We start from the raw sequence: 24,151 nt of genomic DNA, 5'->3' as shown, positions 1-24,151 counted from the left end.
CCACGAATGAATAAATAATATTTCTCTAGCAAAGATATTTTATCTTCTGCCTCGTTAGTTGCGTTATGACCGATATAAACGAGCGAGCGAAAGCCCACTGGAAGGAGGAGACGACGAGTAGAGAGCGTCTCAAGGAGGTTCTCGAGGAGACGACAGTATACAGCTCAGTTAGCACAATCGCTTCGAAGGCGCTCGTCAGCGAGCCGACGACGAGAAAATATCTGAACGAGTTCGTCGAATCGGGTCTCGCGGTTTCGATGCAAAACGGGCGCACGACAGAATACAAACGCGACGAAGGGCGGGTTATTACCCAACGAATCGAGGAACTCCGTACGACACACACTCACGCGGAGTTATTGGAAGGCATTCGGGAGATGAACGGCGACATTCGAGACTTCCGTCGCAAATACGATGTGGACAGCGTCGAGGATCTCGCGACGAGACTCGAGCCCGAAGATGGGGGGTGGGCAGACCTCAACGAGTGGCGTTCGACGCGCAAAAACCTCGCACTCGCGAAAGCAGCCCTCCAAGTGGACGAAGCACACCGCGTTGCAGAGGTATGAGAGGTGATAACGATTGGGAATGGGCCGATACCGGTGCTCCAGATCAACAGCTATTGGCTCGAGCACGGACAATCGCTGAAACGTACGAACCGCTCATCGTCGATTCGGAATTCGATTCGTCACTCAATCCGCAGGAGCTTCTCTGTTTGTTTCCGACGGGATCGTTTCAGAGTCGGGCCGCTTCGATATCGTCTGGACCGAGGAACTCAATTACCGCTATCACTATACCGAAGGACCGGTCTTCAATTACCGGTACGACCTCCACCCACGTCTCGACGTACCAGATACTCACTTTCATCCACCACCAGCGGCGAGTCACGATGATGCTGTGGCGTCGTGTATCGAAGTTGAAACGGTGCGACTCGTTACGTTCGCCGTCTTGCAACTCTGGCGGGATACGCTCGAGTCAGGGACGTTGTCTTTTCTCCAGCAACCGAACCCGCCATAGTTCCAGAAAACGTGTTTGGCAACGCTACCTACTCGAGCAGATCCGCCGGTACCACACACCCGCAGGGATAGGCGTGGTGCGCCGTCGGGACGAGTTGAATCACGGCCGTCACCGGCACGCCACAGTGGGGACAGGGCCTCGGCTCCGGCTCCGGCGGCGGACCACCGGCTCCGTCGCCCGACTCCACGCCGGTCATTCCTCGAGCACCCGAATTTCGTCGTCGGTGACGACCAGTTCGAACCCCCGGACCTCGAGTCGGACTTCCACCGGGTCCGCAGAGCGCACCAGCCGCTCGAGGGCGTCGGGATCGAACGCGTCGGCGAGTCGGTACTCGTCCCAGGCGAGGCCGTGGGCCTCGAGCGTGCGGACGATTCGGACGGCGAGACTGGACTCGAGGTCGGTCATTCGCCCACCTCGACTCGAGTCGCCGTCTGCGGTTGCCCGCCGCTCGAGGGTAATTGACTTCGATTCATCTGTCGGACGGGATGTTTAAGCCCGCGGAGAAGATATCCAATCATGGCAACCGATCCATTGTGCGGTCGGAAGCCACGTCTCGGGTGTCATGAGCACCCGGGGCATTTCAATACGGTAGCCCCCATGCGCGGAGTTTGTGGCTTCCGTTCGACTCATTGACCTGTAGTGACATATAATTACTGTTTCGAGCTGGAAATAATGGCGAGCAGGACACTCTCTTTTAGTACTTATTCATTCAAACTGGACTGTTTCGGCCATCAGCCTGCTACTTTCGTCGTCTGCAACGGTGTTGCTGGCGTGCAATCGTCTTCTGCTCGAGCTATTCTAATCCCTCACATCGGTTCCTCTAACCCGGCAGTCACCGATTACTGAGGGTGAAAGCGGGTGTAATCCGGCGAAACTCGAGTAAACGGTTCGCTTGCACGCGTGCGAACAAACTTATTAACTGGTATAGCCGCTGCCGAGCGGACGGTCTGTCACCCCCTCGAGATCTGCGCGCGAGTTCGGGGGGATGAGTACCGGCGTATAGGAGCCTGTACGGCCAGTTCTTCAGATCCATTCTCCGCGCTAAACATATTACCGACGGTGGTAGTCATCATTGATAGACTCTCCCATGTTACTATGGTTGGATTTTGGAGACCGGCGCTCGAGGCCTCGAGACGACGTTTTCAACGGTTTAATCGCATCTTACAACCTTCCCAAAAACGGACCTATAGCACAAGAAGACTTATTACGAACCATCGAAATCCTCCATATACCCCTACCCGGTAGGCTGAGTCGTTCACCGATGATATGTAGGTAGGAAGCCGGTAACGGTCGCCTGACCGGTTGAATCGCGCGCTAACTAACAAACACGAAACAATAAGACAACATAAATGACGAACGAAACAACGTACCGCGAAAAGGGACGCTCACTGTTCCTTGCCGCAATGTTGGTCATGTCGGTTGTTGCGATGTCCGCAGCGTTTGCGGGCGGCGCAGCAGCAGACGCGTCGTTCAACAGCGACAATTACGACGATGGCCCAACATTTACAGACGGAACCGCTAACGACGTGTGGATTGGACAACAGGTTACTTTCGATGTAGGCACTGATGACACAAACGGACTTGAAGTTTATCAGGGTCTCAATCCAGACATCTCTGAAGATTCCCCGGTAACAACGCTTCGCGTCAGTGATGGCGAAGCAACCCTCGATACGTCAGATCTTGAGGCCGATGAGCCATACACGATTGATGATGGCTCTGCAGATACCTGGAACGAAGCAAGTTTCTGGGCCCTAGAAGAAGATGTCAGCGCTGAGTTCAACGATTCGACGGTCTCGGAAGACGGTAACGTTAACCTGGACTACGAGTCAGAACGTGACACTCAGTGGGTAAACATCACCTCGTCCGATCTTGACGCTGAAGATCTCAGTGATCTCTTCGATCACAACGGGAATGATGAGACGTTCTACGAGGGTGGCGAAGACACCCTTCACGATGATAGTGATGTCCTCACAGTCGCTGACCTCGAGCAAGGCTTCGGCGCGCTGGACGCAAACTTCAGTAACGTCGATGTTGATGAGGGTGACGAGATAGACTTCGAGTTCTCGAACACTGACTCGCAAGCCTCGGACAACGCATCCATCGAAATTAGTGACCAGAACGACGAACGCGAGTTCGTCGATATCGATAGCCCAGAAGAGGGTGAAATCGGTAACATCACTATTGACGTCGGTAACACTGACGAGGCGGCTGTCTCGCTCGGTGAGCACAGCGAAAACCACGTTGTGAACATGACGCTGAGCGACTTCGACACCGACAACGACGAAGTTGTTCTCGAGCACAACACCTACGCTGCAGGTGGCTTTGACGACACTGGTGGAGACGAGTCCGATGCCGCGGCTGCAGGCTGGACGGCACACAACGCAACCATCACTGAGTTCTCCGAAATCACTGAACTCGATGCCGCAGACCCACTCCCAGCAGCAACGTGGGACCTCGAAATTGGCGCTGACACCAACGACGCCGGAACTAACGACGCCGACTTCATCGATGACAGTAACGACCGCGGACTGTTCCAGATTCAGGAACGCTCTGCACCAAGCGAAGCAGTGCTCCAGACCGCTCCGCACGCGGATGGAGTTGAAGACATTGACACCTACGAAGACGCAACCGTAACTGAAACTGGCACCATCGCAGTCGATGAAGGTGGCGACGGCGACTCGCTGTTTGTCTCCGTTGACGACTTCGGCGCAAACGGTTCGATCGAAGCATTCGACGGCAGCGGAGACGCTGATAACTTCGGTGAAGAACTCTTCGCACAGGGCAACATCTCGCTCAACATCAGTGAGCAGCAGTCCAGTGCCGTCGGCGGCTCCGACTACTGGAACTCTAGCGTTGCTCACGATGGACCGGACTCGGACAACAACCTCCCAATCACGGGATACACGTTCAACAGTGACGATTACGACGACGAACTGATCTTCGAGATCGACTACCAGAACGCGGCTGGTCTCGATGTTGATGGTCAGTCCTACGATGTTGTCTTCAAGATCAGCGACGACAGTCCGCTCGCTGACGAAGACTACTCGGATGAACAGGAGATCACGTTCGAAGAGCCAGACATCACCCTCGACGAAATCGAGGAGATGCCCGCAAGCAGCGAATCGAACGCAACGGGTACGACGAACGTTGCCCCTGGCTCGGAGATCCAGGCAACTGCTGACTCGCCAAGCGAGGAAGGCGCATTCGTCAAGACCGATGACCCAGAAGTCAACGCTGACGGCACCTTCGATGCGTCCTTCGACCTCGAAGGCGAATCTCTTGGCTCGCTCTTCGACATCACCGTTGAAGAACCACTCGCAGGCGAAGAAGATGACCTCGAAGACGTCCAACTCGTCGAAGACGATGGTGAAGACGACAACGAGTCCGACGAAGAAGGACTCGGCGTCGACACCAGTGTTGACGACATCACCGTCGGCGACACCGCCGAATTCGACGTGACCGTCAACAACTACGAAGACGCAAACACCACCGCCGACCTCACGCTCGAGATCGGTGGTGAAGAGGTCGACACCGGCTCCGTCGATATCGACGCTGAGGGCGAAGCATCCGCAACGCTCGAAGCTTCGGATCTCGGCGCTGGTGACCACAGCTACACCGTCACCGCCGACGACGGCGACTTCAACGCCTCCGACGACGGTACGCTGACCGTCAACGAAGAGGGCTCCGGTGACGATGAAGGCTCCTCTGACGACGAGGGCTCCTCCGATGACGAAGGATCCTCCGATGATGAAGGATCCTCCGATGACGGAGACGACGGCGAAGACGACGGTGACTCCGTGCCCGGCTTCGGTGTCGCTGTCGCACTCGTCGCTCTGCTCAGTGCCGCAATGCTCGCACTGCGCAAGCAGGACTAACGACGACTAACCACCGGACTTCGTCCGGCTTTCGCAGCACTTTCACTTTCTTTCGGACCGCTACACCACCCAGCGACAGCCATCGAGCGCACACGCTAGAGGCGTCGATAGCCGAGTTCACCGCTGGGTCGCAAGCGGCCCCACGCCGTGGAGTCCGTCTGGGAAGATTGATAATATAGAACGACCAACACTCGAGTGCGGCGGGGGATATCCTGCCGCAACGGCTCGATCACCATTCGCTACTCCCCCGTCGCTCCTCTCGATACCGACCGATTCGGAGTGGCCACTCTCGAGTGCGTTTTCCCAGCCGCTGGCTTCGCCAGTCGAAACCGGCGTATCCGGTCTGCAATCTGCGTTTCGCCATCGTAAACGAATCAACGATCCTGAAATTCAGTAAACTCGGACGAACGCAGCGCCACTCACTCGGAGGGTCGAAGCCACTTATTCCGCCGCTGGGTTACCTCCCGCCTGCCGATCACCTATGAACGGACGCGCTACGATACTGGTCACGCTGACCATGGCGATGCTCGTCTGCTCGAGCGTCGCGGTTGGCGCGGCTGCAACGTCGTCAGACGCGAGTATCGCAACGGTTCAGGATGGCACGGTGGACGACGGCGAATCGACGCCTTCGGACGCCGACGCGAACGAATCCGACGACGGCAACGCGACAGCCGATGACGACTCGAGTGGGGCGACCGACGACACTGGCGGGACGGCAGACGATGCGGGCGATGACGAAGCCAGTGGCACCGATAGCGACGCCGCCGATGGGACGAACTCCTCTGAGTCCGACGGCGGCACGGATGCTGGCACCGGTACGGACGCCAGCAACGAATCCGGCACCGGAACGGATGCCGGCGCGGACGATAGCATGGAGACAGGGAACGAAAGCGGCGACGACGCGGCCGCCGACAACGAATCCGGCGGTGACGACAGCCTGGGCGACGACACCGGCGCAAGCGGTGACAGCGCAGGCGACGATGGCGATGACGGCGCGTCGGATGAGGAAGGTGGCGACTCGATACCCGGCTTCGGCGTCGCCGTCGCGCTCGTTGCAGTCCTCGGCGCGGCACTGGTCGCAACCCGAACGCAGCGCTGATCGACCACTCACCGTCCCACCGATCGAGTCGCGTTTTCGCCCGGCTCACTCGCCGGGTTCCGTTTTCGCCGCGACGAGTGACGACGCTATCGCCCGTTCGGCCGACGACGCCTCGGGTCCCCGCCGCTGTCGTCACAGTGCCGATTTACGAACGGGCATCAGTCCTCGGCACCGGCCCCGGGCGATACAGTAGGCGACGCTGAGCGGCCCGAAACGCGCTTTCTATAGGCAAAAAGATCCACTCGAGCGATCCGCCGGTGCTCGAGATAACGTGACGGGAACAATATGGACAGCACAGCAGAAGTGCCGATCCGCGTTAGTCGTCGGCGGCCGCGGCTTCGAGGTCGCCGGTGGCGGTGGTTCGCTCGAGGTCGTCTAAGTATTCGTCGGCGTCGAGGGCGGCTTTGCTACCCATGCCGGCGGCGGTGACGGCCTGTTGGTAGTGGTAGTCGACGACGTCGCCGGCGCCGAAGATGCCGGGGACGGCGGTTTCGGTCTGGCCGGCGCCGTCGCCGGCCTGAGTTTTGAGGTAGCCGTCGGCGTCGAGTTCCACGCCCGTGCCTTCGAGGTAGTCGGTGTTGGGGGTGTGGCCGATGGCGAAAAAGACTGCACCGACGTCGAAGTCGAACTGCTCGGTGTCGGGATCCTCGAGGTTCTCACTCGGATATCCCTCGTCGTTCTGGGCGAGGGTGACGTGGTCGACGCCGGCCTCTTGCGAGCCGTGGATCTCGAGGAGTTCGGTGTTCGTCATGATCTCGATGTCGCCGTCGTCGACCTGTTCGTGGACGCGGTCGACCCAGTACTGTTCGGCGCGGAACTCCTCGCGGCGGTGGGCGATGTAGACGGTGTCGGCGAACTTGGTGAGGAAGGAGGCTTCCTCCATGGCGGCGTCGCCGCCGCCGACGACGAGCATGTCTTCGCCGCGGAAAAAGGCGCCGTCGCAGGTCGCACACGTCGAGAGGCCGTAGCCCATCAACTCTTCCTCGCCGGGGATCCCCAGCGTACGCGCGCTCGCCCCCGAGGCGGCGATGACGGCGTCTGCCGTATATACATCGCCGTTGGTCAACTCCACCCGGAACGGGCGACTCGAGGCGTCGACGTCGGCGATGATACCGTTTTTGAGCTCGGCACCGAACTGTTTGGCCTGTGCTTTCATGTTGTTGACCAGCTCGGGACCGCCGATGCCCTCGGGGAAGCCCGGGTAGTTCGCGACATCGGTGGTGAGCGTCAGCTGGCCGCCGGGTTCGTCGCCCTCGATGACTAGCGGGTCGTTGTCGCCCCGACCAGCGTAGATCGCCGCGGTCAGGCCGGCGATGCCCGTCCCCGCGATGATCAGGGGGCGGTGTTCGACCTCGCTGTCGGTTTCGATCCCCAGCTTTTCGTCGAGTTCGCCGGTCTCGTCGAGCGCGCTGGTCTCGTCCCAGCCGCCGATGAGTTCGTCGTCGATGAACACTTCGGGGGCCGTTTTGCGGCCCTCGGCGCGCTCTACCATCTCCTCGAAGCGCTCCTCGTCGCCGGTGACGTTGTACGTTTCGTACTCGACACCTTTCGCGTCGAGGAGGTCCTTTGCCTTCTCACAATACGGGCAGTTCTCCTTGGTGTAAATCTCGACTCGAGGCTCGTCGCTCATACGGGAGTATTGGGAGACAACGCCTAAAACGCCTTCTGTTTACCCAACCTGTGGTGTGAATGCGTCTCGTGGCAGACTGGACCGTGGCGCTCACTATACCTCGCTGTCCTCACAGACCGAATCGGACCTGACGGCTGGAACCCGACCCAGACCCCGACGACCGGAACCGATGGTTGCTTCGAACGCACAATACTTCTCCGGGTGGGCCACCGTCCGTGAATCGGACCCCCTCAAGACCGGTCGCTGGTCTGGCGGTCGACGAACTCCACGGTCACGACGACGTCCTTGTCGGCCCGGTCCGAAATCCGCGTTTCGAACCTTTCGGCCAGCCCCGGATAGGTCCGATCGGCGCTGCGATGGATTTCGATCGTGACTTCGGTCTGCTCGTCGACGGTTCCGTGGTCGTCGAACTCGGTCTGGATCGAGACGAGTTCGAGATCCGCGAGGTCGTCGTCTTCCTCGAGGACGCCCTGAACCTCCTCGCTGACGGCGTCCTGAAAGGATAGGTGCTGTGAGAGCGCGAATCCGCCGGAGGCGAGGACGGCCACGAGCACGACCACGACGAGTACGACCGTCCCGACCCGTTGGAACGTGAGGTTCTCTCGAACGGCTCCGGACGTCCAATCGCGCGGTCGGTAGCCGAGGTACCAGAAGACCACGAGCCCCGAGAGCAAGATCGACATCGCGTTGACGACGACGAGTACGACCGCTCCGAGTGCGATACTCGCAGAACCCCACGCGAGGCCGACACCGACTGCCGCAGCTGCCGGAATCAGTGCCACGGCGATCATCACGCCCACCAGCGAGACGGGGATGGCCGTCGCGAGACCGAACGCCCCCGCAGCGCCCGCAGCGATCCCGACTACCAGTCCGAGCACGCCGGGCGACGCGCGCTGTTGAACCTGCGAAATCGCCCCGATATCGACGATCGAGGGGACGATTCCGGTGGTTCTGACGATCCAGGCGACGACGAACGAGCTGACGACCGCGACGCCTAACCCGAGCAACAGCGAGCTGATCCCGGTACCGATCATCTTTCGGTCGTTGATCACGAGCCCGACCGTCCCGGTAAGCGCCGCGCTCACCTGCGGTGCGATCACCATCGAGCCGACGACGATCGCCGGTGAGTCGAGCAACAGTCCGGCCGTCGCGACGACGGCGCTCAAGATCGTCATGGTGTAGTAGGTGACCCGACTCGGCGTGAGGTTGAGCGCACGCGTTCGGATCTCGTCTCGAGAGATGCTGTCGTCGGCCTCGCCGCCGTTGACGAACCGATCTTCGAGGTCGTCGATCCTCGGCGTTCGGGCGGTTTCTATCGACGAGATGACGATGAACTCCTCGTCGATACCGATCTCCTCGCGCAGGTGCTCGAGAATCCGATCGACCGCCTGCGTCGGAACCGGAAACTCGACGATATCCCCCTGAGATCCGCGTTCGTCGGTTCGAACGTAGTCGATGCCCTCGTCCTCGAGGAAGGTGAGCGTCCGCTCGCGTTTCCCCTCGGGAACGAGCAGCTCGATCAATCGCATTGGACCCGCTACCAGAAGGGGATACAAACCGATTGATATCTGTCCCGAAACCTGTCAATTAGGACGACGCACTTACGGGTTCGAGCCCCGATGGCTACACCGATGGCCGCAGATCTCGAGGAAAAGACGGACCGATATGGTGAATTACTGACAGAAGCGCTCTCGGAAGCGACCGTCGCGCCGCCCGAGGGAACCCCGATGGCCGACGCCGCGGCCGAGTGCTACGAGATGGCCGACTCCTATCTCGCGGACGGAACTCACTTCCGCGAGCAGGGGGACCTCGTGAACGCGCTGGCGTCGTTTTCCTACGGCCACGCGTGGCTCGACGCCGGCGCTCGAGTCGGTCTGTTCGACGTTCCGACGGACGGCCACCTTTTTACCGTTTGACCGAATGTATTCGTCTATACTGCAAGCTAGCGGTGACCGACAACGTTATACTTGTGAGGGAGATTGTCTTCCCAAAATTGATCACGATCGATCAGTATATAGACGAAACGTATTTAACTGATTCGGCGATCAGTTTATAAAGTAGGCAAAAGGTTTATAAACTCTTCGCCCTTACACTATGTTAGCTGCGACGACCGGGTTTTCTTCTGGTTCCCCCCACCCGGGAGTCCCAAGTAACCAACTCGATACACCATGACTGATACAACGATTCGAACGTACTCACGCGAAAGTGAGACAGAAGAGGAAACGAGTACAAACGCCGATGAGCAAGAGCGCTGTCCGGAGTGTGGTGGACGGGTCGTCTCCGATGCGGAACACGCCGAGACGGTCTGTGAGGACTGTGGCCTCGTCGTCGAAGAGGACGAGATCGACCGCGGTCCGGAGTGGCGCGCGTTCGACGCCGCCGAGAAAGACGAGAAGTCCCGCGTCGGCGCGCCGACCACGAACATGATGCACGACCAGGGCCTGTCGACGAACATCGGCTGGCAGGACAAAGACGCCTACGGCAACTCCCTGAGCTCTCGCCAGCGTCAGAAGATGCAGCGCCTGCGCACGTGGAACGAGCGCTTCCGAACGCGAGACTCCAAGGAGCGAAACCTAAAGCAGGCGCTCGGCGAGATCGATCGGATGGCGAGTGCGATCGGCCTCCCCGAGAACGTCCGCGAGACGGCGTCGGTCATCTACCGCCGCGCGTTAGAGGAGGACCTCCTCCCCGGACGCTCGATCGAGGGCGTCGCGACCGCCTCGCTGTACGCGGCCGCTCGACAGGCCGGAACGCCGCGAAGCCTCGACGAGATCTCGGCGGTCAGCCGCGTCGACAAGATGGAGTTAACCCGGACCTACCGCTACATCATCCGGGAACTCGGACTGGAAGTCCAGCCGGCGGATCCAGAACAGTACGTTCCCCGATTTGCCAGCGGACTCGACCTCTCCGAGGAGACCGAGCGAATGGCTCGAGAACTCCTCGATGCCGCCCGCGAGGAAGGCGTCCACAGCGGCAAATCGCCCGTCGGACTCGCCGCGGCGTCGGTCTACGCCGCCGCACTGTTGACTAACGAGAAGGTCACCCAGAACGAGGTCAGCGAAGTGGCGAACATCTCGGAAGTAACGATTCGAAACCGCTACAAGGAACTGCTTGAAGCCTCGGATACGGCGACGCCGGCCTAAATCGGTCGATCGACCGCTTGCGGCGTAACTCGACTTCTCGGTAGCGAATCACCTGTTTTCTACGAACCGACACGTCCGAGGAAGTTTTTTCACCTCTGGTATGCAATAGAGTAGCATGGACGAGACGTCGATCCAATTGTTGTGTCCCGAGTGTACGAAAGATTGGCAGCGACCTCCGACCGACCTACCCGAATCCACGGAACTCTTTCATTGCCCGAACTGTCACGCCTCGAGGTTGACATCGGAGTTCACCAGAACGGATCGAGATCTCCGAACGCTCAAACAACTCGGTTAAACGAAGTCTCGGCTTTCCACGCACCGGCCACTACCTGCCGCCCGATTGGCGACGGCAATCCGTCTCGAGCCCTCGAACACTCCTCGAATGCAGTGACTATTCGATAGTAAGATAGACTTACTCGACGGGCGGTGATCTTTGTCGATAGTTTCGACGAATTCGGTCCAACCATTGAACCGTCCATCGTGGAAACAGGCAACTACAGAGACAGGCCCTGCATGTTAACGCTTCTCAAGATAATAATATAACCCTGCAGTGGTTACAATTGCATGGTTATGAAGAAACAGGAGCTCATTCACCTTCACGGCCTTCTTGCCGAAGTATCGAACCAGTGTGCTGCATGGGAAGACTGTCAGATTAACCTCGACGAATACGAGTCGTTGGGTATTCGGCCGACATCAATCCACAAATCGAAAACAGACCACAAAGCCGCCGTTTTTGCGATTGCTGGGGGAATCACGTACAATATGCGTGAGGAAGAAGAACAGGAAGCAGTCGCCGCTACCGCCGACTGAAGACACGTCGACTCCTCTGGAACTAACATCCGGAGTGACAACACCGGAACTGGGCTCCTGTCCTGGGTACCGCTCATCGATTTTTACACTTTCGAGTCCGATCGCGTCGCCGCTCGATCGTTCACGAGGCAATATCACTCTCCTATTCTCGTCCAAGTAACTGTTTCGTCCCCGCGCCGTCTGGGATACGCGACACTGTCTCCGTCCAATACCATATTATGCGACACCCGCCACTCCCTTTCGTATTCGACCCGATCACATTCGATGACATTCGACCGTGTCGAACGGAACCGTCGGCTCGACGGTGGATCGAGACGGCTATAGAATCGCTCGAGCGCTCGCCTTTCATCACGCCACAGCGACGTTACTCCGCGACAACGGCGTTACTCGAGTAGCTCCTCGAACTCCGGTAACACGTCGTCGTCTTCGTCGTCCGTCGATGATTCGCCTGTAGACGAGGTGGCTGTCGTTTCTTCGTCGTTTTCGGACGGCTCGTTGGCGTCTGAATCCGAGTCGTTCGACCCTGACCCCTCACCGTCACCTGCCGTCTCGTCGGCAGTCTCGAGCGCGTCGTCATCCGGCGAGGAGTCACTGGTCGACTCGCTTTCCTCGTCCGTGTCGTCTTCGTCTTCGATCACCTCGACGCGGAGCACCTCGAGCGGAATGTTCTCGAGTCGCTGGCCGATTTCCTTGCGGGCGATTCGGGAGGCGTGTTCCTCGCGCTCGACGTTGAACACGGTCATCTCGAGTTCGAGTGCGACGAGCGCTTCGTCGGCTGCGATAAAGGCGGGCTCGAGTTCCTCGCCCGACGGCGAGGTTCGCGTCCCCATGTTGATTTCGACGTAGTTCAGATCAGGGTTCAACATCTCACCGGTCTTGGAAATCCCGATACGGATTGCCTCGTTTTCCGTCTCGACGTCGTATACGGGCACGGCGGCCTCGACGACAACCCTGCAGTTCATATCGTGGTATTGTATAGCCAACAGTATGAAGCTTCGCCCCGTGTAAGCGGGCTGAAAACGCGATGCGGTGGGTTTGACGGCGTTTGGAATCCGGTTACGTTTCGGTCCCGGCCTATCGGTCCACACAATGCCCGGTGCCCGTCGCACCTTCGAAAGTCCCAAGCCGTCGCTGGCGAATTGCGAGCCAATGGAAACGGGCGCGATTCCGATCGAGAACTGTCCGGGCGGCTTCGACCTCTACCGAACGCTCGAGAGCGGCCAGAGCTATCTCTGGCGGCGCGAGGACGGCGGGATGTACGCCGACGCAGGCACAGATGAAGATGCCGGTGACGATCGCGGGCTGTGGTACTCCACCGTCGTCGACGGCGACGTGATCCGCGTTCGACGCCGCGGTGCGAGCGAAGCCGGGACGACCGGCGGCGTCCTCGAGTGGGAAGCGACCGCCGACCGCGAACGGACGATCTGCCGCCTGCTCAGACTCGAGGACGACCTCGAGGCGATCGTCGACTCGACGCCGGACGATCCCCTGCTCGAGAAGGCTTATGACGCCCATCGCGGGCTTCGGCTGGTCGAGGACCCACCGTTTGGCACCCTGATCTCGTTCATCTGCTCGGCCCAGATGCGGGTCAGTCGAATCCACGGGATGGTCTCGACGCTCGCTCGAACCTACGGCGACGCCATCGAGTTCGACGGCGAGACCTATCACGCGTTCCCCCGTCCCGAACAGCTCTCGGCGGCGACCGAGGCCGAACTTCGGGACCTCGGGCTCGGCTATCGCGCTCCCTACGTCGTCCGAACGGCGGAGATGGTCGCGATCGGGGAGGCCCGTCCGGAGGCGGCACGCGACCTCGAGTACGAAGACGCTCGCGAGTATCTCACCCGGTTCGTCGGCGTCGGCGACAAGGTCGCAGACTGCGTTCTCCTATTTTCGCTCGGCTTCGACGAGGCCGTCCCGCTCGACACCTGGATCAAGACTGCCGTCGCCGACTACTACCCCGACTGCGACCGCGGGAACTACGCCGAAACCTCCCGGGCGATCCGCGAGCGCTTCGGCGGGGAGTACGCCGGCTACGCCCAAACGTACGTCTTTCATTACCTTCGCACCGGTCAGTGATCGGTCGACGGCACGCGCTCGACTGTGAGCGGACAACAGCGGGTGCCGACCGTGAGTAGGCAACAGTGAGTCAACTGTGAGCAGGCATCGGTGAGCGGTCAACTGTGGGCAGGCGACGGTGACCGCCCGGATCGACTCGAGTCCGCTCACCCGTCCCAGTCACCTTACCCGTCCAAGTCTCCTCGCCCGCCCCAATCCTCTCACCGTTCCCAGACCCCTCACCCGTCCCGCTCGTCCCGGTAATCCTCCCGTCCGGTGATCGCCCAATAGGCCTGCGAGAGTACGGTAATCGCGAGCACCGCGCCGAGCACGCCGGTGACGACGAGCGCTTCCGTTCGACCGAGGAACACCGCCGTCAGTCCGGTGGCGGCAACCAGAAGTAAAATCGACCCGAGAACGAGTTCGAGGATCTCTCGCAGATCGGCTCGAGAACTCGAGACGTCGACGAACTCCTCTTCGAGCCACTCGATCGGTCCCATTACGATCTCACCGCCTTGTTACGTCCTTTCGTCTCGATTCGATTGCCTTGTAGCATCAGCAAAACTCCTCGAGCGTCGTTTGATTTCGTTTGAGCGGCCGCGCTCGATAGCCGCACTCGGTGGCGAGGTCGTCCGCGAACGCCTCCTCGAAGCCGTGGTTCGTATAGACGATTTCGGGGTCGACCGCCTCGACGGTCTCGAGGAGTTCGTCGTAGTCGCAGTGATCGGTGAGCGGAAACGTGACGTCGTAGTTGCCCCGATACAGAAAGCCGTCGTCGACGGCCCAGCCGGAGAACCCGGCTTTGTGCCCGTCGACTCGTTCGACCGTTCGTTCGACCCAGTCGGCTCTGGCCTGGTTCGAGGGAAGTACGACGATCTCGTCCGTTAAGTCTCCTAATTCGCCGTCTTCGTACGCTCGAGCCGAAAAAGAGAGCTCCGTCACCGTCTCGATGGCGCGGTTCACTCGAGCGATCGATTCGGAGACCAACACGTCGCGATTCGAAACCTCGCCGGCGAGCCACTGGAGCTTCTGGGCGCGGCCGAGCGAGTATCCGAACAGAAAGAGCGGCCGGTCGTCGTGTTCTGTGATCCAGTCGCCGATCTGCGCCTCGAGTTCGTCCTGCGGCGGGAACCGGTATTTCGAGAGTCCGTAGGTCGTCTCCATCACCAGCACGTCCGCGTCGATGGACTCGGGGTCGAACCCCTCGAGGTAGGCTCGGTCCCGGATCGAAAAGTCGCCCGTGTAGCAGTAGCGCCGCCCGGTCGCGTCCTCGAACAGGGCCGCTCGAGAGCCGACGACGTGGCCGGCGGGGACGAGGTCGATTTCCGGCGTCGACTCGACGAACGCGAAGCTGGCTCCCGAGCGCGCCTCGGCGATGGCGGCCGTCTCGATCGAGCAGACGATCGGTTCGGGCGAGCGGGTGCTCGAGCCGAACGTGTGATCCGCGTGGGCGTGGCTTACGATGTTGACGTCGCCGACCGCACTCCTCGCGTCGGCGACGACGTGAGGCTCGCCCTCGAAGTGGATGCCGTCGCGGTGTCTGACCGTCACTACTCGAGGGAAGGGGCTCGAGCACCCTTGATTTGTCGATTTTTGGTCTATCGTTCTCGGGCTATCGTTTTTGGTCATGACTTCAAGGGTCTCGAGCGACCCGCTCGAGCGGATCGCCAGCGCGCGCTACGACTGGCTCGAGCGCCGACAGTCCGTCTCGAGAGAGCGGATCGATTCGATGGAGGCCCGTCCGACTCGGTAGGCCGGATTTTTACCCCTCGCCCGCTTGCGAACCCACATGACCGAGCGAACGCGAGCGCACGTCTTCGTCTCCGGCACGGTACAGGGCGTCTACTATCGAGCGACGACGCGGGATACGGCCCGCGACGCGGGCGTCGACGGCTGGGTGAAAAATCTGGAGGACGGACGCGTCGAGGCGGTGTTCGAAGGTCCCGAGGAGGCAGTCGAGTCGATGGTCGAGTGGTGCCACGAGGGGAGTCCCGCCGCGGACGTCAGCGACGTGCAGGCGGAGTTCGAAGCGCCCGAGGGCGAAGACGGGTTCGAGATTCGGTACTGACGCGTTCGACCCGCCATGTCCGATTCAGATCCGTCGTCGATCCGCTCGCTCGCCGTCGCTACCGAGGACGTCGTCGACGCGGCGATTTACGGCCGCGAGAACCCCGGCACCGCCGTCCTTCGAGTCACGCCGCCCTTTCACGGTCGAATGCGCGCCCGACTCCACGTCTACCACGACGAGGACGGGCGCGTGAGCGAGGCGATCCACCTCGAGCCGGACGACCTCCTCGCAGACGAGGTGCTCGAGGCCTACCCCTCCTTCGACGAGCGCTCCGGGGACGATCAGACTGGGGATCCTGATCGAATCAGAGATCGACGGGAGCGAGCGCTCGAGGCGTGGCGCGAACAGGCATCGGAGGCGATCCTCGAGGCCGTGACTCTCGAGCAGGTCGACGGAGACGACGGCGGCCACCGCGTCGACGTGAAACGGCTCGGCTGATCTCGAGGGGCGGACTCGCGTTCGGAGCCACGGTCTGTCAGCGACCCGCGCTCGAGCGAACCGGCCCGCGGACTGGTCTGAGACGGCCGGACGGGAGCGACCGCGGGACCCCGATTCAGTCTCTCACTTTCACTTTCACCGCGGACGGATCGGTTTCACGTACTATCGGTCCAACTGACGGGTATGAATCAACTCGTGGAGCGCTTCGACGACGAAGGGACCGATCGAGAGCCCGTGGCCGAGTCCGATCGACCGCGGATCGACGTCAGCGATTTGCAGGCGAAAGGCGTCGAGGAGTTCGTCCGAACGAACGTGGGCACGGACCGCGTCTCGCTCGAGCACCGGGGGTCGCACACCTATCTCGTCGTCGAGGAGTGACCCTGTTCTCCCCGATGAGTGGCCCCGTTCCCGCGACCGCAGGATCCGCCGCGCTCGTGGAGAAAGGCACTTCAGAACGCGCCGCCTTCCCTCGAGCGTGAGCACCGACACGCCGAACGACTGCGGAACCGGGCCGCGACGAATCGAGGTGTACGACGGGCGCGAGGCCGTCGTCGAGTTCGACCCCGACCTCACGTTCGAGTGCGTCGACGACTGCACCTGGTGTTGTCACCACGGCGTCTTGCTCTACGACCAGGATTTGATCGAACTCGCGGCACGAGCGAACCTCGCAGAGACGACCACGGACTTTCGCGGCGAGAAATTCGTCACCCGCGAGCCGAAAGACCGCGAGGCACACGTCGACGAGGACGGCAACGCCTGCGCGTTCCTCCGGGAGGACGGGCTCTGTTCGCTCCACCTCGAGGAAGACTGGAAGCCCACCCGGTGTTCGGTGTTTCCGCTCGGCGTCTGGCTCGAGGACGGCGACCTGCACGTCGACATTCGGGACTCGGCACACGACCACTGCGAGGGGCTGAACGTCAGCGACCGCCGCGTCATCGAGAACCTCGAGGCGTTCCTCCCGGCAGTGCTGTGGGACCTCGAGAACCCGGATTCTGAACGGGTCTTGTGAGAGCCAACAGCGGTGCTGTGTTCTGCCCATATCTTAATAGCTCATAACATATTTGGCACCTCCCGTTGTGGGTGGTATTGTCATGCAAATTGATGCTGCCGTGGTCGACGAAGAAGGGGGCGCGTTCGAAATCGAGAGCGTCGATCTCGAGGAGCCACAGGCAAACGAAGTGCGGGTCCGCATCGTCGGAGCCGGCGTCTGTCACACGGACCTGATCGTTCGCGATCAGCTGTATCCGACGCCGCTGCCGGCGGTGCTCGGACACGAGGGGTCGGGCATCGTCGAGTCGGTCGGCGACACCGTCACGTCGGTCGAACCGGGTGATCGAGTCGTCCTGAGCTTCGACTACGACGAGGACTGTCCCAGCTGTCACGCCGGCCAACCAGCCTATTGTGAGGACTTCTTCGCACACAACTTCGGCGGGGCACGACCCGAAGACGGGACTTCGCCGCTCTCTCGAAACGGCGAGACGGTGAGCGGCCGGTTCTTCGGTCAATCGTCGTTCGCGACCCATGCCATCGCGACCGAACGCAACGTCGTTCCCGTCGAGGACGACGTTCCGCTGGAACTGCTCGGGCCGCTCGGCTGTGGCATCCAGACGGGTGCCGGAGCGGTCATCAATTCGCTGGAGCCAAAGACCGGCTCGTCGATCGCGATCTTCGGCGCGGGCTCGGTCGGACTCTCGGCAGTGATGGCCGCAGATATCGAGGGCTGTACCGACATCATCTCGGTCGAGTTGAAGGACAACCGCCGCGAGTTGGCCGCGGATCTGGGCGCGACCGAGACCGTCGATCCGACGGCCGTCGACGACACTATCGAGCACATTCGGGAACTGACCGGCGGCGGCGTCGACTACGCCCTCGAGACGACGGGCGTTCCCGAGGTCGTCGAACAGACGATCGACTCGCTCACGCAGCGCGGCACCGCCGGCATCGTCGGCGCGCCCGCGCTCGGGACCGAGGCGAGTTTCGACGTCAACGACCTCATCCTCCACGGCAGATCGATCACCGGAATCGTCGAGGGCGACTCCAACCCGAAACAGTTCATCCCGGATCTCGTCGAACTCTACCGACAGGGTAAGTTCCCGTTCGACGAACTCGTCACCTACTACGAGTTCGACGAAATCGAGGAGGCGGTCGAGGATTCCGAAGACGGCCGGACGATCAAGCCCGTGCTCCGTGTGAGCGAGCCCTGAGCGCGTTTTCTCTCTCGAGCGAGCGTCTGGCTGGCGATCCGCTGTAACTTGTAGGTGAGTGTCACGATACCGTGCGACTCAAATGATTTAACCGTCCGGCGGTCGTATAGCTAGTGTGACTGAAGACACAGGGCGGCGGAACCTTCGCATGCCCAACAACGATGAGGTGTTCGCAGTCGTTACCGAACATCTCGGTGGAAACCACGTCCGGCTTCGCTGCCAGGATGGTGAAGAGCGCCTCGGCCGTATCCCCGGCCGCATGAAGTATCGGACCTGGATCAACGAGGACGATATCGTCGTCGCGGAACCGTGGGACTGGCAAGACGAGAAGGCGACCATCGAATGGCGCTACTCCGGGCAGGACGCAGATCAGCTGCGACGCGAAGGACACATCGACTAACCGACTTATTGACGTCCGTGCTCACACGGAGTCTTCTGCTTCTCGAGAGAGATTCATCTCCATCCGAGGAATGCTCGACTGAGCTCACCGGCGGACCTTCCGACCATTCTGTGCGTGTCACTCTCACCCATACTTTTATTGGCATGGGAACCCAACACATAGCTACCGCCGGTCGATAGCAAGTCCGGTGACAGGCAGCCAGTGTGTTGCGTAGCACTTACCGAACCAATCGACACGGATCGCGCATCCTCGTGTGGGAGAACGACGCGGCGAGGACCTGAGTCTCATATCCGCGCGATCTGTTTTCCGCTTTCTTCGCACGCAGGTCGTACAGTGTCGCCGCCTCGAGAAGTGTCGCCGTCCCGAGACTCGAGTGGTAGAATTGTTATTTCGCTCGCCGTGACAGTTTCCGTATGGCAGACGAAATCTCGTTCGACGGCCGTACGCTCGCCGGTGTTGCAAACGACGAGTCGGGAGAAGTCGGTGCGGACACGTACTTTCAGTTCGAACAGACGGGGAACCGACTGTACGCGACCTACTCCGGCGGTGCCGTCGTGGACGGTCACCTGGTCGGCACGTTCGACGGCGAACGGTGGGACGTTCGATACGCCCAGATCAACGCGGACGGCGAAACGGCGACCGGTCACTCGGTCGGCGACGTCGAACTCCTCGAAGACGGCCGCATCAGGGTCGAAGACGAGTGGGAGTGGGAGTCGAAGCCGGGAAGCGGCGAGTCGATCCACGAAGAAGTCCTCGAGTGACGAGGACTCCCTTTCGTTGTATCGTCCGCGATCCGTCACGAAACCTACCTATGTGTGACTCAGCCTTATCACCCAGTCCCTGTTATCTGGGTGCAATGAACTCGTTGGCTGGTGAATCAGTCGCCGTCGTGGGCGCTGGCGTCGGCGGGCTGTCGACGGCCTGTTACCTCGCGGATGCGGGAGCGGACGTCCGCGTCATCGAGAAGAACGAACAGTTCGGCGGCCGAGCGTCGGTGCTCGAGCGAGACGGCTTTCGATTCGATATGGGTCCCTCGTGGTACCTGATGCCGGACGTATTCGAGCGTTTTTTCGGCCGGTTCGATCGTACGCCGACGGACTACTACGACCTCGCCCACCTCGATCCGCACTATCGAATTTTCTTCAAGGACGGCGACGAGGTGGACATCACGCCCGACCTCGCGGAGACGAAAGCGCTCTTCGAATCCTACGAGGACGGAGCCGGCGAGGCGTTAGAACGGTATCTCGAGAAATCTCGCGAGAACTACGAGGTCGGGATGGAACACTTCGTCTACGAGGACCGAACGCGGGTGCGTGACTACCTCGACCTCGACGTCGCGCGACAGGCTCGAGGGCTCTCCTTGCTCGGGACGATGCAGGGCCACGTCGAGAAGTACTTCGACCATCCGAAGCTCCAGCAGATCATGCAGTACACGCTGGTCTTTCTCGGGGGATCGCCGAACAACACGCCGGCGCTGTACAACCTGATGAGCCACGTCGATTTTACCCTCGGCGTCTGGTATCCCGAAGGCGGAGTCGGCGGCGTTATCGACGCGTTCGTCGAACTGGGTCGCGAACTCGGCGTCACCTACGAAACGAACCAGCCGGTCACGGCGATCAAGGGCAGGTACGGCGCGTTTTTAGTCGAAACCGATCCTCGAGATGGGGAGGATTCACCCGCACGCCCCAGCGCGTTCGAGGCCGACATCGTGGTCAGCAACGCCGATTACGCACACACCGAGCAGGAACTGCTCGCGCCCGACCAGCGCGGCTACGACCCTGACTATTGGGAGTCGCGGACGTACGCGCCATCCGCGTTCTTGCTCTATCTCGGCCTCGAGGGCGAGGTCGACGAACTCGCCCACCACACGCTCGTCCTCCCGACGGAGTGGAACCAGCACTTCGAGCAGATCTTCGAGGAACCGGCCTGGCCCGACGACCCCGCCTACTACTGCTGCGTGCCGTCGAAAACGGACGACGACGTCGCACCGGACGGCCACAGCACCCTCTTCGTCCTCGTTCCGATCGCACCCGGCCTCGAGGATACCCCCGAGCGCCGCGAACGGTACCGAGAGCAGGTGCTCGAGGACATCGCGGCGAACACCGGCGAGGACCTCCGCGACCGGATCGTCCTCGAGGAGCGATTCAGCGTCGAGGACTTCGCCGACAGGTACAACAGCTACCGGGGAACGGCCCTGGGGATGGCACACACGCTCAGCCAGACCGCACTGTTTCGGCCGCCCCACCGGTCGAAGGAGGTCGACGGCCTCTACTTTACGGGATCGTACACCACGCCCGGCATCGGCGTCCCGATGTGTCTCATCAGCGGCGAACTCACGGCCGACGCCGTGTTCGAGGACTACGGCGGATGACTACGGACCGATGACCGACGACGAACCGAGCGGCGACGCCGAATCGGTCCGCATCGAGGCAACTGAGAGCACAAATACGCCCGCGGGGACGCTTCGATACCTGCTGGCGCTCTCGAGACCGCGGTTCTGGCTGTATCTGGCGGGGCCGGTGCTCGTGGGGGTCGCGTACGCGGCGGCGTCTGCCGGCGACCTCATTTCGCTGCCGGTCGTCGTCCTGCTCGGGTACTTCCTGCTCCCGGCGAACGTGTTCCTGTACGGGATCAACGACATCTACGACCGGGAGATCGATGCAGCGAATCCGAAAAAGGCGGACAAAGAAACCCGCTACGAGGGACAGCGGGTCGTCCCCGTCGCCGTCGCCGCGTGCGCGCTCCTTCCGCTGGCGTTCTTTCCGGTGCTTTCGTCCGGAGTGTGGCCGTGGCTCGCGGTATTTCTCTTCTTGGGAGCCGCCTACAGCGCGCCGCCGCTTCGGTTCAAAACCACGCCGCCCCTCGATTCGCTTTCAAATGGGCTCTACGTCGCCCCCGCCGGAGCGGCCTACGCGGCCGTCGCCGGGAGCCAGCCCCCGCTGCTCGCGATCCTGGCCGGCTGGCTCTGGGCGATGGCCATGCACACCTTTTCGGCGATTCCCGATATCGAACCCGACAGAGCGACCGGAATCCGAACGACGGCGACGGTGCTCGGCGAGAGACGGACGTACGCCTACTGCGGCGTCTGCTGGCTGCTCGCCGCCGTCGCCTTCGGTGCGCTCGAGTATCGCCTCGGCGCGCTCATGCTCGTCTACCCGGCGCTCGTCGCGGCCGTCGCAACCGCGAGCGTGGCCGTCGATCGGGCGTACTGGTGGTTTCCCGCGATCAACACCGCCGTCGGAGCCGTCCTGACGATGGGCGGGCTCTGGAGGCTGTTCTATGGCTGAGAACGGAGCCGGTGAGGACGACCCGGACGTCGCGTCCGAGCCAGGCCGCTCGAGCGGCGACGACTCGAGGACGCCACGCACGCGAGCGGCTGTCCAGCGACGGCTCGAGGCGCTCGTTCGGGAGCATCGGTTCACGATCGCGGTCGTCTTTCCGATCGTCGGCGCGGTGACGTTGCTCGCAAGCGCGGCGGGGCTGGTCCCGGCACCGTTCGCGTACAATCCGCTGTTTCTCCTTTTTGGAACTGCGGTCATGCGTTCGCCGCTCGTGGTCGGGCTTCTCCCCCGAATCGATCGGCGAGCGCTCGGCCTGCTCGCGTTCTTGACGGCCTACACGTACGCCATCGAAATGGTCGGCGTCCGAACCGACTGGCCCTACGGGGCCTTCGAGTACTCGATCCAGCTCGGGCCGATGCTCTTCGGCGAGGTCCCGCTGGCCCTGCCGCTGTTTTTCGTCCCGCTCGTGCTCAACGCGTACCTGTTGACGCTGTTGGTGCTCGAGGAACTCGCCGACAGCGCGTTGGTCCGCTTGCCCGTCGCGATTCTCGCCGTCGTCGCCGTCGACCTCGTGCTCGACCCCGGAGCGGTTGCGATCGGTTTCTGGGCATACGACCCCGCCGGGAGCTACTACGGCGTCCCAGTCTCGAACTACCTCGGCTGGCTCCTCTCGGGCACCGTCGCGGTCGTCCTCGTCGACATCGCGTTCGACCGCTCGGCGCTGCGGGCTCGAGTCGACGACTGCGAGTTCGTCCTCGACGACCTCGTGAGCTTCGTCTTGCTGTGGGGGACGATCAACGTTCTCTACGGGAACTGGCTCGCCGTCGGCGTCGCGCTCCTGTTTGGCGGTGGCTTGCTGCAGACGGATCGGTACGATCTCGAGACGCTCGCCTCGTCGCTTCCAGACGGATGGCGAGAGTCGTTCTGAGTTTCGCGAAAAGAGGGGATTTCGATGAACGCGTCGGTGACCGGTCGGTTAGATCCGGGTCTCGAGGACGCCCGCGACCGCTTGCGCGATCTCCGTCCCGTACTGCGCTCTCGAGTCGTCGTCCTGTCCGATCCAGATCCCACAGCGGGATGCGAGACGGTTCGGCAGGGTCTGGTCCCCGTCAACACGGTAGTCGCCGGAGCCAAGAACCGCTTCGTAGTCGGTGTCCGCGAGGACTTCGTTGATCGCGTCGCGAACCTCGGCGCGGAACGATTCGGGTGCCTGTCCGCCGATCTGAATCACCGGGTCGCAGGTTCCGTGGAACGAGATCGCGTACTCGTACTCGTTCTCGCTAACCGCTGCGAGGCCGGGGTAGGAGGCCTCGGACATGTTGTAGGACGGAACGTACCAGCGGATGAACGCGCTCCCGTTGGTGCTGTATCCGCGCGTTCCCCAGTGAGCAACGTCCCCGTCCAGTTCGTCGACGACGGTTTCGGCCTGCTCGCCGGTGTGCGGCTGGACGTCCCCGCCGTGTGGCGAGAGGACGATCGCGTTCGCATCGCTCGAGTCGACGACCTCGACGTATTCGCCTTGGTCTTCGGCTTCGTCGACGGATAGATCCGGATCGACGACCGTCGGGTTGACTTCGACTTCGACCTCGTCCTCGTCGTTGATCGGGACATCGACCGAGGGTCGCGGACAAGTGATGCGACAGTCACCGATGTCCTCCCAGTCGACGTTCTCGAGGTCGAGACGGGCGCGTGCCAGTTCGTTGGCGAACACGGAGCGCTCGTCGTCGCTATCCTCTCGGTCGATCGTGTAGACTGCGTACTCGTCGTCCCCTCGTCGGACGCGAACTTGCTCGCCGGTCGTTCGTCCGACGACGTTGAGGACGTCCGAACTCGCCGCGAGGTAGGTGAACGTCTCTTCGTCGAACCGGTCCTGCGTGTCGAAGCCGAGGGTGACCTCGGTCGACTCGCCGTCCCTGTCGACGGCCTGGTTTTCGACTGACTCGACGGAGTCCTTGCGAGCGCTTACTTCGTACGCGCCGATCGCTCCGCCGAACAGGACGGGAGTGCCGACCAGCCCAGCCATGATGTTTCTTCTCGATACCGTTCGATTGGTCTTTTTATCGCCCATGTGCCCTTATTATCGACCGAACATATTATAATTACGAATTTTATTTTAGAAAATAAATATAGAGACGTA

Annotated in this window: 28 protein-coding genes; 19 read left to right on the top strand and 9 right to left on the bottom strand. The window is 61.4% G+C overall.

Translation table 11 applies throughout. From position 1 onward, the window contains the following. The first annotated feature begins 65 nt into the window (after positions 1-65). Complete coding sequence (locus tag HALLA_RS10675; protein ID WP_049953333.1) at positions 66-563, top strand: DUF7342 family protein; 498 nt, start codon at positions 66-68, stop codon at positions 561-563. 166 nt (positions 564-729) lie between these two features. Here HALLA_RS10675 and HALLA_RS21625 read toward each other — a convergent pair whose 3' ends face one another. The 3 genes from HALLA_RS21625 to HALLA_RS10665 all read right to left on the bottom strand — a co-directional run bounded on the left by HALLA_RS21625 (position 730) and on the right by HALLA_RS10665 (position 1,416). Continuing rightward, positions 730-855: a hypothetical protein gene (locus HALLA_RS21625; RefSeq protein WP_277921460.1), complete on the bottom strand. Its 126-nt coding sequence runs from the start codon at positions 853-855 to the stop codon at positions 730-732. Between the two features lie 184 nt (positions 856-1,039). Next, positions 1,040-1,207 (bottom strand): hypothetical protein, encoded by a 168-nt coding sequence (locus tag HALLA_RS20625; RefSeq protein WP_157231360.1) that lies wholly within the window; start codon positions 1,205-1,207, stop codon positions 1,040-1,042. Beyond that, on the bottom strand, positions 1,204-1,416 hold the full coding sequence (locus HALLA_RS10665) for a HalOD1 output domain-containing protein (RefSeq protein WP_049953331.1): 213 nt from the start codon (positions 1,414-1,416) through the stop codon (positions 1,204-1,206). Before HALLA_RS10665 ends, HALLA_RS20625 begins: the two co-directional genes overlap by 4 nt. Before the next feature lie 944 nt (positions 1,417-2,360). Between HALLA_RS10665 and HALLA_RS10660 the strand changes: the two genes are divergently transcribed. Next, positions 2,361-4,886 carry a BGTF surface domain-containing protein gene (locus HALLA_RS10660; protein WP_049953330.1) on the top strand — a complete coding sequence of 842 codons (2,526 nt, stop codon included), beginning with the start codon at positions 2,361-2,363 and terminating at the stop codon, positions 4,884-4,886. A 481-nt stretch (positions 4,887-5,367) separates the two neighbouring features. Further along, positions 5,368-5,985, top strand: a complete 618-nt coding sequence (locus HALLA_RS10655; protein ID WP_049953329.1) for a PGF-CTERM sorting domain-containing protein — start codon at positions 5,368-5,370, stop codon at positions 5,983-5,985. A gap of 316 nt (positions 5,986-6,301) precedes the next feature. Here the strand turns inward: HALLA_RS10655 and grxC are convergent, their stop codons facing one another. Next, positions 6,302-7,615, bottom strand: a complete 1,314-nt coding sequence (gene grxC, locus HALLA_RS10650) for a glutaredoxin 3 (protein WP_049953328.1) — start codon at positions 7,613-7,615, stop codon at positions 6,302-6,304. Positions 7,616-7,845: 230 nt separating this feature from the next. Then, entirely contained in the window at positions 7,846-9,144 is a 1,299-nt protein-coding gene (locus tag HALLA_RS10645; protein ID WP_049953327.1) for a DUF389 domain-containing protein, read from the bottom strand. Between the two features lie 102 nt (positions 9,145-9,246). Here HALLA_RS10645 and HALLA_RS10640 point away from each other — a divergent pair, with 102 nt between their 5' ends. The 4 genes from HALLA_RS10640 to HALLA_RS10630 all read left to right on the top strand — a co-directional run bounded on the left by HALLA_RS10640 (position 9,247) and on the right by HALLA_RS10630 (position 11,568). Next, positions 9,247-9,531, top strand: a complete 285-nt coding sequence (locus HALLA_RS10640; protein WP_049953326.1) for a DUF357 domain-containing protein — start codon at positions 9,247-9,249, stop codon at positions 9,529-9,531. Between the two features lie 252 nt (positions 9,532-9,783). Beyond that, the gene (locus tag HALLA_RS10635) at positions 9,784-10,758 is read left to right on the top strand and encodes a transcription initiation factor IIB (protein WP_049953325.1); all 975 of its coding nucleotides are present in this window, start codon (positions 9,784-9,786) and stop codon (positions 10,756-10,758) included. Positions 10,759-10,873: 115 nt separating this feature from the next. Then, the gene (locus tag HALLA_RS21330; protein WP_084568991.1) at positions 10,874-11,053 is read left to right on the top strand and encodes a DUF7836 family putative zinc-binding protein; all 180 of its coding nucleotides are present in this window, start codon (positions 10,874-10,876) and stop codon (positions 11,051-11,053) included. Positions 11,054-11,328: 275 nt separating this feature from the next. After that, a complete protein-coding gene (locus HALLA_RS10630) occupies positions 11,329-11,568 on the top strand; it encodes a UPF0058 family protein (protein ID WP_049954084.1) in 240 nt (79 codons plus the stop codon). A gap of 383 nt (positions 11,569-11,951) precedes the next feature. Here HALLA_RS10630 and HALLA_RS10625 read toward each other — a convergent pair whose 3' ends face one another. After that, positions 11,952-12,530, bottom strand: a complete 579-nt coding sequence (locus HALLA_RS10625; protein ID WP_049953324.1) for a DUF555 domain-containing protein — start codon at positions 12,528-12,530, stop codon at positions 11,952-11,954. Between the two features lie 187 nt (positions 12,531-12,717). On the opposite strand from HALLA_RS10625, the gene HALLA_RS10620 reads away from it, so the two are divergent. Further along, the gene (locus HALLA_RS10620; RefSeq protein WP_049953323.1) at positions 12,718-13,644 is read left to right on the top strand and encodes a DNA-3-methyladenine glycosylase family protein; all 927 of its coding nucleotides are present in this window, start codon (positions 12,718-12,720) and stop codon (positions 13,642-13,644) included. A gap of 218 nt (positions 13,645-13,862) precedes the next feature. Here HALLA_RS10620 and HALLA_RS10615 read toward each other — a convergent pair whose 3' ends face one another. Together HALLA_RS10615 and HALLA_RS10610 are read right to left on the bottom strand one after the other, a co-directional pair. Then, positions 13,863-14,123, bottom strand: a complete 261-nt coding sequence (locus tag HALLA_RS10615) for a hypothetical protein (protein ID WP_049953322.1) — start codon at positions 14,121-14,123, stop codon at positions 13,863-13,865. Positions 14,124-14,178: 55 nt separating this feature from the next. Beyond that, positions 14,179-15,174 (bottom strand): mRNA cleavage and polyadenylation specificity factor-like protein, encoded by a 996-nt coding sequence (locus HALLA_RS10610; RefSeq protein WP_242406161.1) that lies wholly within the window; start codon positions 15,172-15,174, stop codon positions 14,179-14,181. A 76-nt stretch (positions 15,175-15,250) separates the two neighbouring features. On the opposite strand from HALLA_RS10610, the gene HALLA_RS21620 reads away from it, so the two are divergent. The 11 genes from HALLA_RS21620 (at position 15,251) to cruF (ending at position 22,942) form a co-directional block, all read left to right on the top strand. Continuing rightward, positions 15,251-15,376, top strand: coding sequence for a hypothetical protein (locus HALLA_RS21620; RefSeq protein WP_277921459.1), 126 nt, complete (start codon positions 15,251-15,253; stop codon positions 15,374-15,376). 36 nt (positions 15,377-15,412) lie between these two features. Further along, on the top strand, positions 15,413-15,691 hold the full coding sequence (locus HALLA_RS10605; RefSeq protein WP_049953321.1) for an acylphosphatase: 279 nt from the start codon (positions 15,413-15,415) through the stop codon (positions 15,689-15,691). A 15-nt stretch (positions 15,692-15,706) separates the two neighbouring features. Then, positions 15,707-16,129, top strand: coding sequence for a hypothetical protein (locus tag HALLA_RS10600; protein ID WP_049953320.1), 423 nt, complete (start codon positions 15,707-15,709; stop codon positions 16,127-16,129). A 183-nt stretch (positions 16,130-16,312) separates the two neighbouring features. Next, on the top strand, positions 16,313-16,507 hold the full coding sequence (locus HALLA_RS10595) for a hypothetical protein (protein WP_049953319.1): 195 nt from the start codon (positions 16,313-16,315) through the stop codon (positions 16,505-16,507). Between the two features lie 97 nt (positions 16,508-16,604). Beyond that, positions 16,605-17,138 carry a YkgJ family cysteine cluster protein gene (locus tag HALLA_RS10590; RefSeq protein WP_049953318.1) on the top strand — a complete coding sequence of 178 codons (534 nt, stop codon included), beginning with the start codon at positions 16,605-16,607 and terminating at the stop codon, positions 17,136-17,138. A gap of 82 nt (positions 17,139-17,220) precedes the next feature. Then, positions 17,221-18,333 carry an NAD(P)-dependent alcohol dehydrogenase gene (locus tag HALLA_RS10585; protein WP_049953317.1) on the top strand — a complete coding sequence of 371 codons (1,113 nt, stop codon included), beginning with the start codon at positions 17,221-17,223 and terminating at the stop codon, positions 18,331-18,333. 115 nt (positions 18,334-18,448) lie between these two features. Continuing rightward, positions 18,449-18,733, top strand: coding sequence for a translation initiation factor eIF-1A (locus HALLA_RS10580; protein ID WP_082146691.1), 285 nt, complete (start codon positions 18,449-18,451; stop codon positions 18,731-18,733). Between the two features lie 413 nt (positions 18,734-19,146). Continuing rightward, positions 19,147-19,494 carry a hypothetical protein gene (locus tag HALLA_RS10575; RefSeq protein ID WP_049953315.1) on the top strand — a complete coding sequence of 116 codons (348 nt, stop codon included), beginning with the start codon at positions 19,147-19,149 and terminating at the stop codon, positions 19,492-19,494. Positions 19,495-19,589: 95 nt separating this feature from the next. Continuing rightward, positions 19,590-21,104 carry a phytoene desaturase family protein gene (locus HALLA_RS10570; protein WP_049953314.1) on the top strand — a complete coding sequence of 505 codons (1,515 nt, stop codon included), beginning with the start codon at positions 19,590-19,592 and terminating at the stop codon, positions 21,102-21,104. Between the two features lie 10 nt (positions 21,105-21,114). Then, positions 21,115-22,020, top strand: coding sequence for a prenyltransferase (locus HALLA_RS10565; protein ID WP_084568990.1), 906 nt, complete (start codon positions 21,115-21,117; stop codon positions 22,018-22,020). Continuing rightward, positions 22,013-22,942, top strand: a complete 930-nt coding sequence (cruF, locus tag HALLA_RS10560) for a bisanhydrobacterioruberin hydratase (RefSeq protein ID WP_049953313.1) — start codon at positions 22,013-22,015, stop codon at positions 22,940-22,942. Before HALLA_RS10565 ends, cruF begins: the two co-directional genes overlap by 8 nt. A 48-nt stretch (positions 22,943-22,990) precedes the next feature. Here the strand turns inward: cruF and HALLA_RS10555 are convergent, their stop codons facing one another. Further along, entirely contained in the window at positions 22,991-24,037 is a 1,047-nt protein-coding gene (locus HALLA_RS10555; protein WP_049953312.1) for a poly-gamma-glutamate hydrolase family protein, read from the bottom strand. Positions 24,038-24,151: the final 114 nt, after the last annotated feature.

The sequence above is a fragment of the Halostagnicola larsenii XH-48 genome, assembly GCF_000517625.1.
Classification (GTDB): Archaea; Halobacteriota; Halobacteria; order Halobacteriales; family Natrialbaceae; genus Halostagnicola; species Halostagnicola larsenii.
Note: the sequence above shows the minus strand (reverse complement) of the source record. Positions and strands in the feature narration are given on the sequence as shown.

Excerpts from the sequence above, each read along its gene's own strand:
- HALLA_RS10675 (WP_049953333.1), top strand. The coding sequence starts at position 66 with ATGACCGATATAAACGAGCGAGCGAAAGCCCACTGGAAGGAGGAGACG.
- HALLA_RS20625 (WP_157231360.1), bottom strand. The coding sequence starts at position 1,207 with ATGACCGGCGTGGAGTCGGGCGACGGAGCCGGTGGTCCGCCGCCGGAG.
- HALLA_RS10665 (WP_049953331.1), bottom strand. The coding sequence starts at position 1,416 with ATGACCGACCTCGAGTCCAGTCTCGCCGTCCGAATCGTCCGCACGCTC.
- HALLA_RS10660 (WP_049953330.1), top strand. The coding sequence starts at position 2,361 with ATGACGAACGAAACAACGTACCGCGAAAAGGGACGCTCACTGTTCCTT.
- HALLA_RS10655 (WP_049953329.1), top strand. The coding sequence starts at position 5,368 with ATGAACGGACGCGCTACGATACTGGTCACGCTGACCATGGCGATGCTC.
- grxC (WP_049953328.1), bottom strand. The coding sequence starts at position 7,615 with ATGAGCGACGAGCCTCGAGTCGAGATTTACACCAAGGAGAACTGCCCG.
- HALLA_RS10645 (WP_049953327.1), bottom strand. The coding sequence starts at position 9,144 with ATGCGATTGATCGAGCTGCTCGTTCCCGAGGGGAAACGCGAGCGGACG.
- HALLA_RS10640 (WP_049953326.1), top strand. The coding sequence starts at position 9,247 with ATGGCCGCAGATCTCGAGGAAAAGACGGACCGATATGGTGAATTACTG.
- HALLA_RS10635 (WP_049953325.1), top strand. The coding sequence starts at position 9,784 with ATGACTGATACAACGATTCGAACGTACTCACGCGAAAGTGAGACAGAA.
- HALLA_RS21330 (WP_084568991.1), top strand. The coding sequence starts at position 10,874 with ATGGACGAGACGTCGATCCAATTGTTGTGTCCCGAGTGTACGAAAGAT.
- HALLA_RS10630 (WP_049954084.1), top strand. The coding sequence starts at position 11,329 with ATGAAGAAACAGGAGCTCATTCACCTTCACGGCCTTCTTGCCGAAGTA.
- HALLA_RS10625 (WP_049953324.1), bottom strand. The coding sequence starts at position 12,530 with ATGAACTGCAGGGTTGTCGTCGAGGCCGCCGTGCCCGTATACGACGTC.
- HALLA_RS10620 (WP_049953323.1), top strand. The coding sequence starts at position 12,718 with ATGGAAACGGGCGCGATTCCGATCGAGAACTGTCCGGGCGGCTTCGAC.
- HALLA_RS10615 (WP_049953322.1), bottom strand. The coding sequence starts at position 14,123 with ATGGGACCGATCGAGTGGCTCGAAGAGGAGTTCGTCGACGTCTCGAGT.
- HALLA_RS21620 (WP_277921459.1), top strand. The coding sequence starts at position 15,251 with ATGACTTCAAGGGTCTCGAGCGACCCGCTCGAGCGGATCGCCAGCGCG.
- HALLA_RS10605 (WP_049953321.1), top strand. The coding sequence starts at position 15,413 with ATGACCGAGCGAACGCGAGCGCACGTCTTCGTCTCCGGCACGGTACAG.
- HALLA_RS10600 (WP_049953320.1), top strand. The coding sequence starts at position 15,707 with ATGTCCGATTCAGATCCGTCGTCGATCCGCTCGCTCGCCGTCGCTACC.
- HALLA_RS10595 (WP_049953319.1), top strand. The coding sequence starts at position 16,313 with ATGAATCAACTCGTGGAGCGCTTCGACGACGAAGGGACCGATCGAGAG.
- HALLA_RS10585 (WP_049953317.1), top strand. The coding sequence starts at position 17,221 with ATGCAAATTGATGCTGCCGTGGTCGACGAAGAAGGGGGCGCGTTCGAA.
- HALLA_RS10575 (WP_049953315.1), top strand. The coding sequence starts at position 19,147 with ATGGCAGACGAAATCTCGTTCGACGGCCGTACGCTCGCCGGTGTTGCA.
- HALLA_RS10570 (WP_049953314.1), top strand. The coding sequence starts at position 19,590 with ATGAACTCGTTGGCTGGTGAATCAGTCGCCGTCGTGGGCGCTGGCGTC.
- HALLA_RS10565 (WP_084568990.1), top strand. The coding sequence starts at position 21,115 with ATGACCGACGACGAACCGAGCGGCGACGCCGAATCGGTCCGCATCGAG.
- cruF (WP_049953313.1), top strand. The coding sequence starts at position 22,013 with ATGGCTGAGAACGGAGCCGGTGAGGACGACCCGGACGTCGCGTCCGAG.
- HALLA_RS10555 (WP_049953312.1), bottom strand. The coding sequence starts at position 24,037 with ATGGCTGGGCTGGTCGGCACTCCCGTCCTGTTCGGCGGAGCGATCGGC.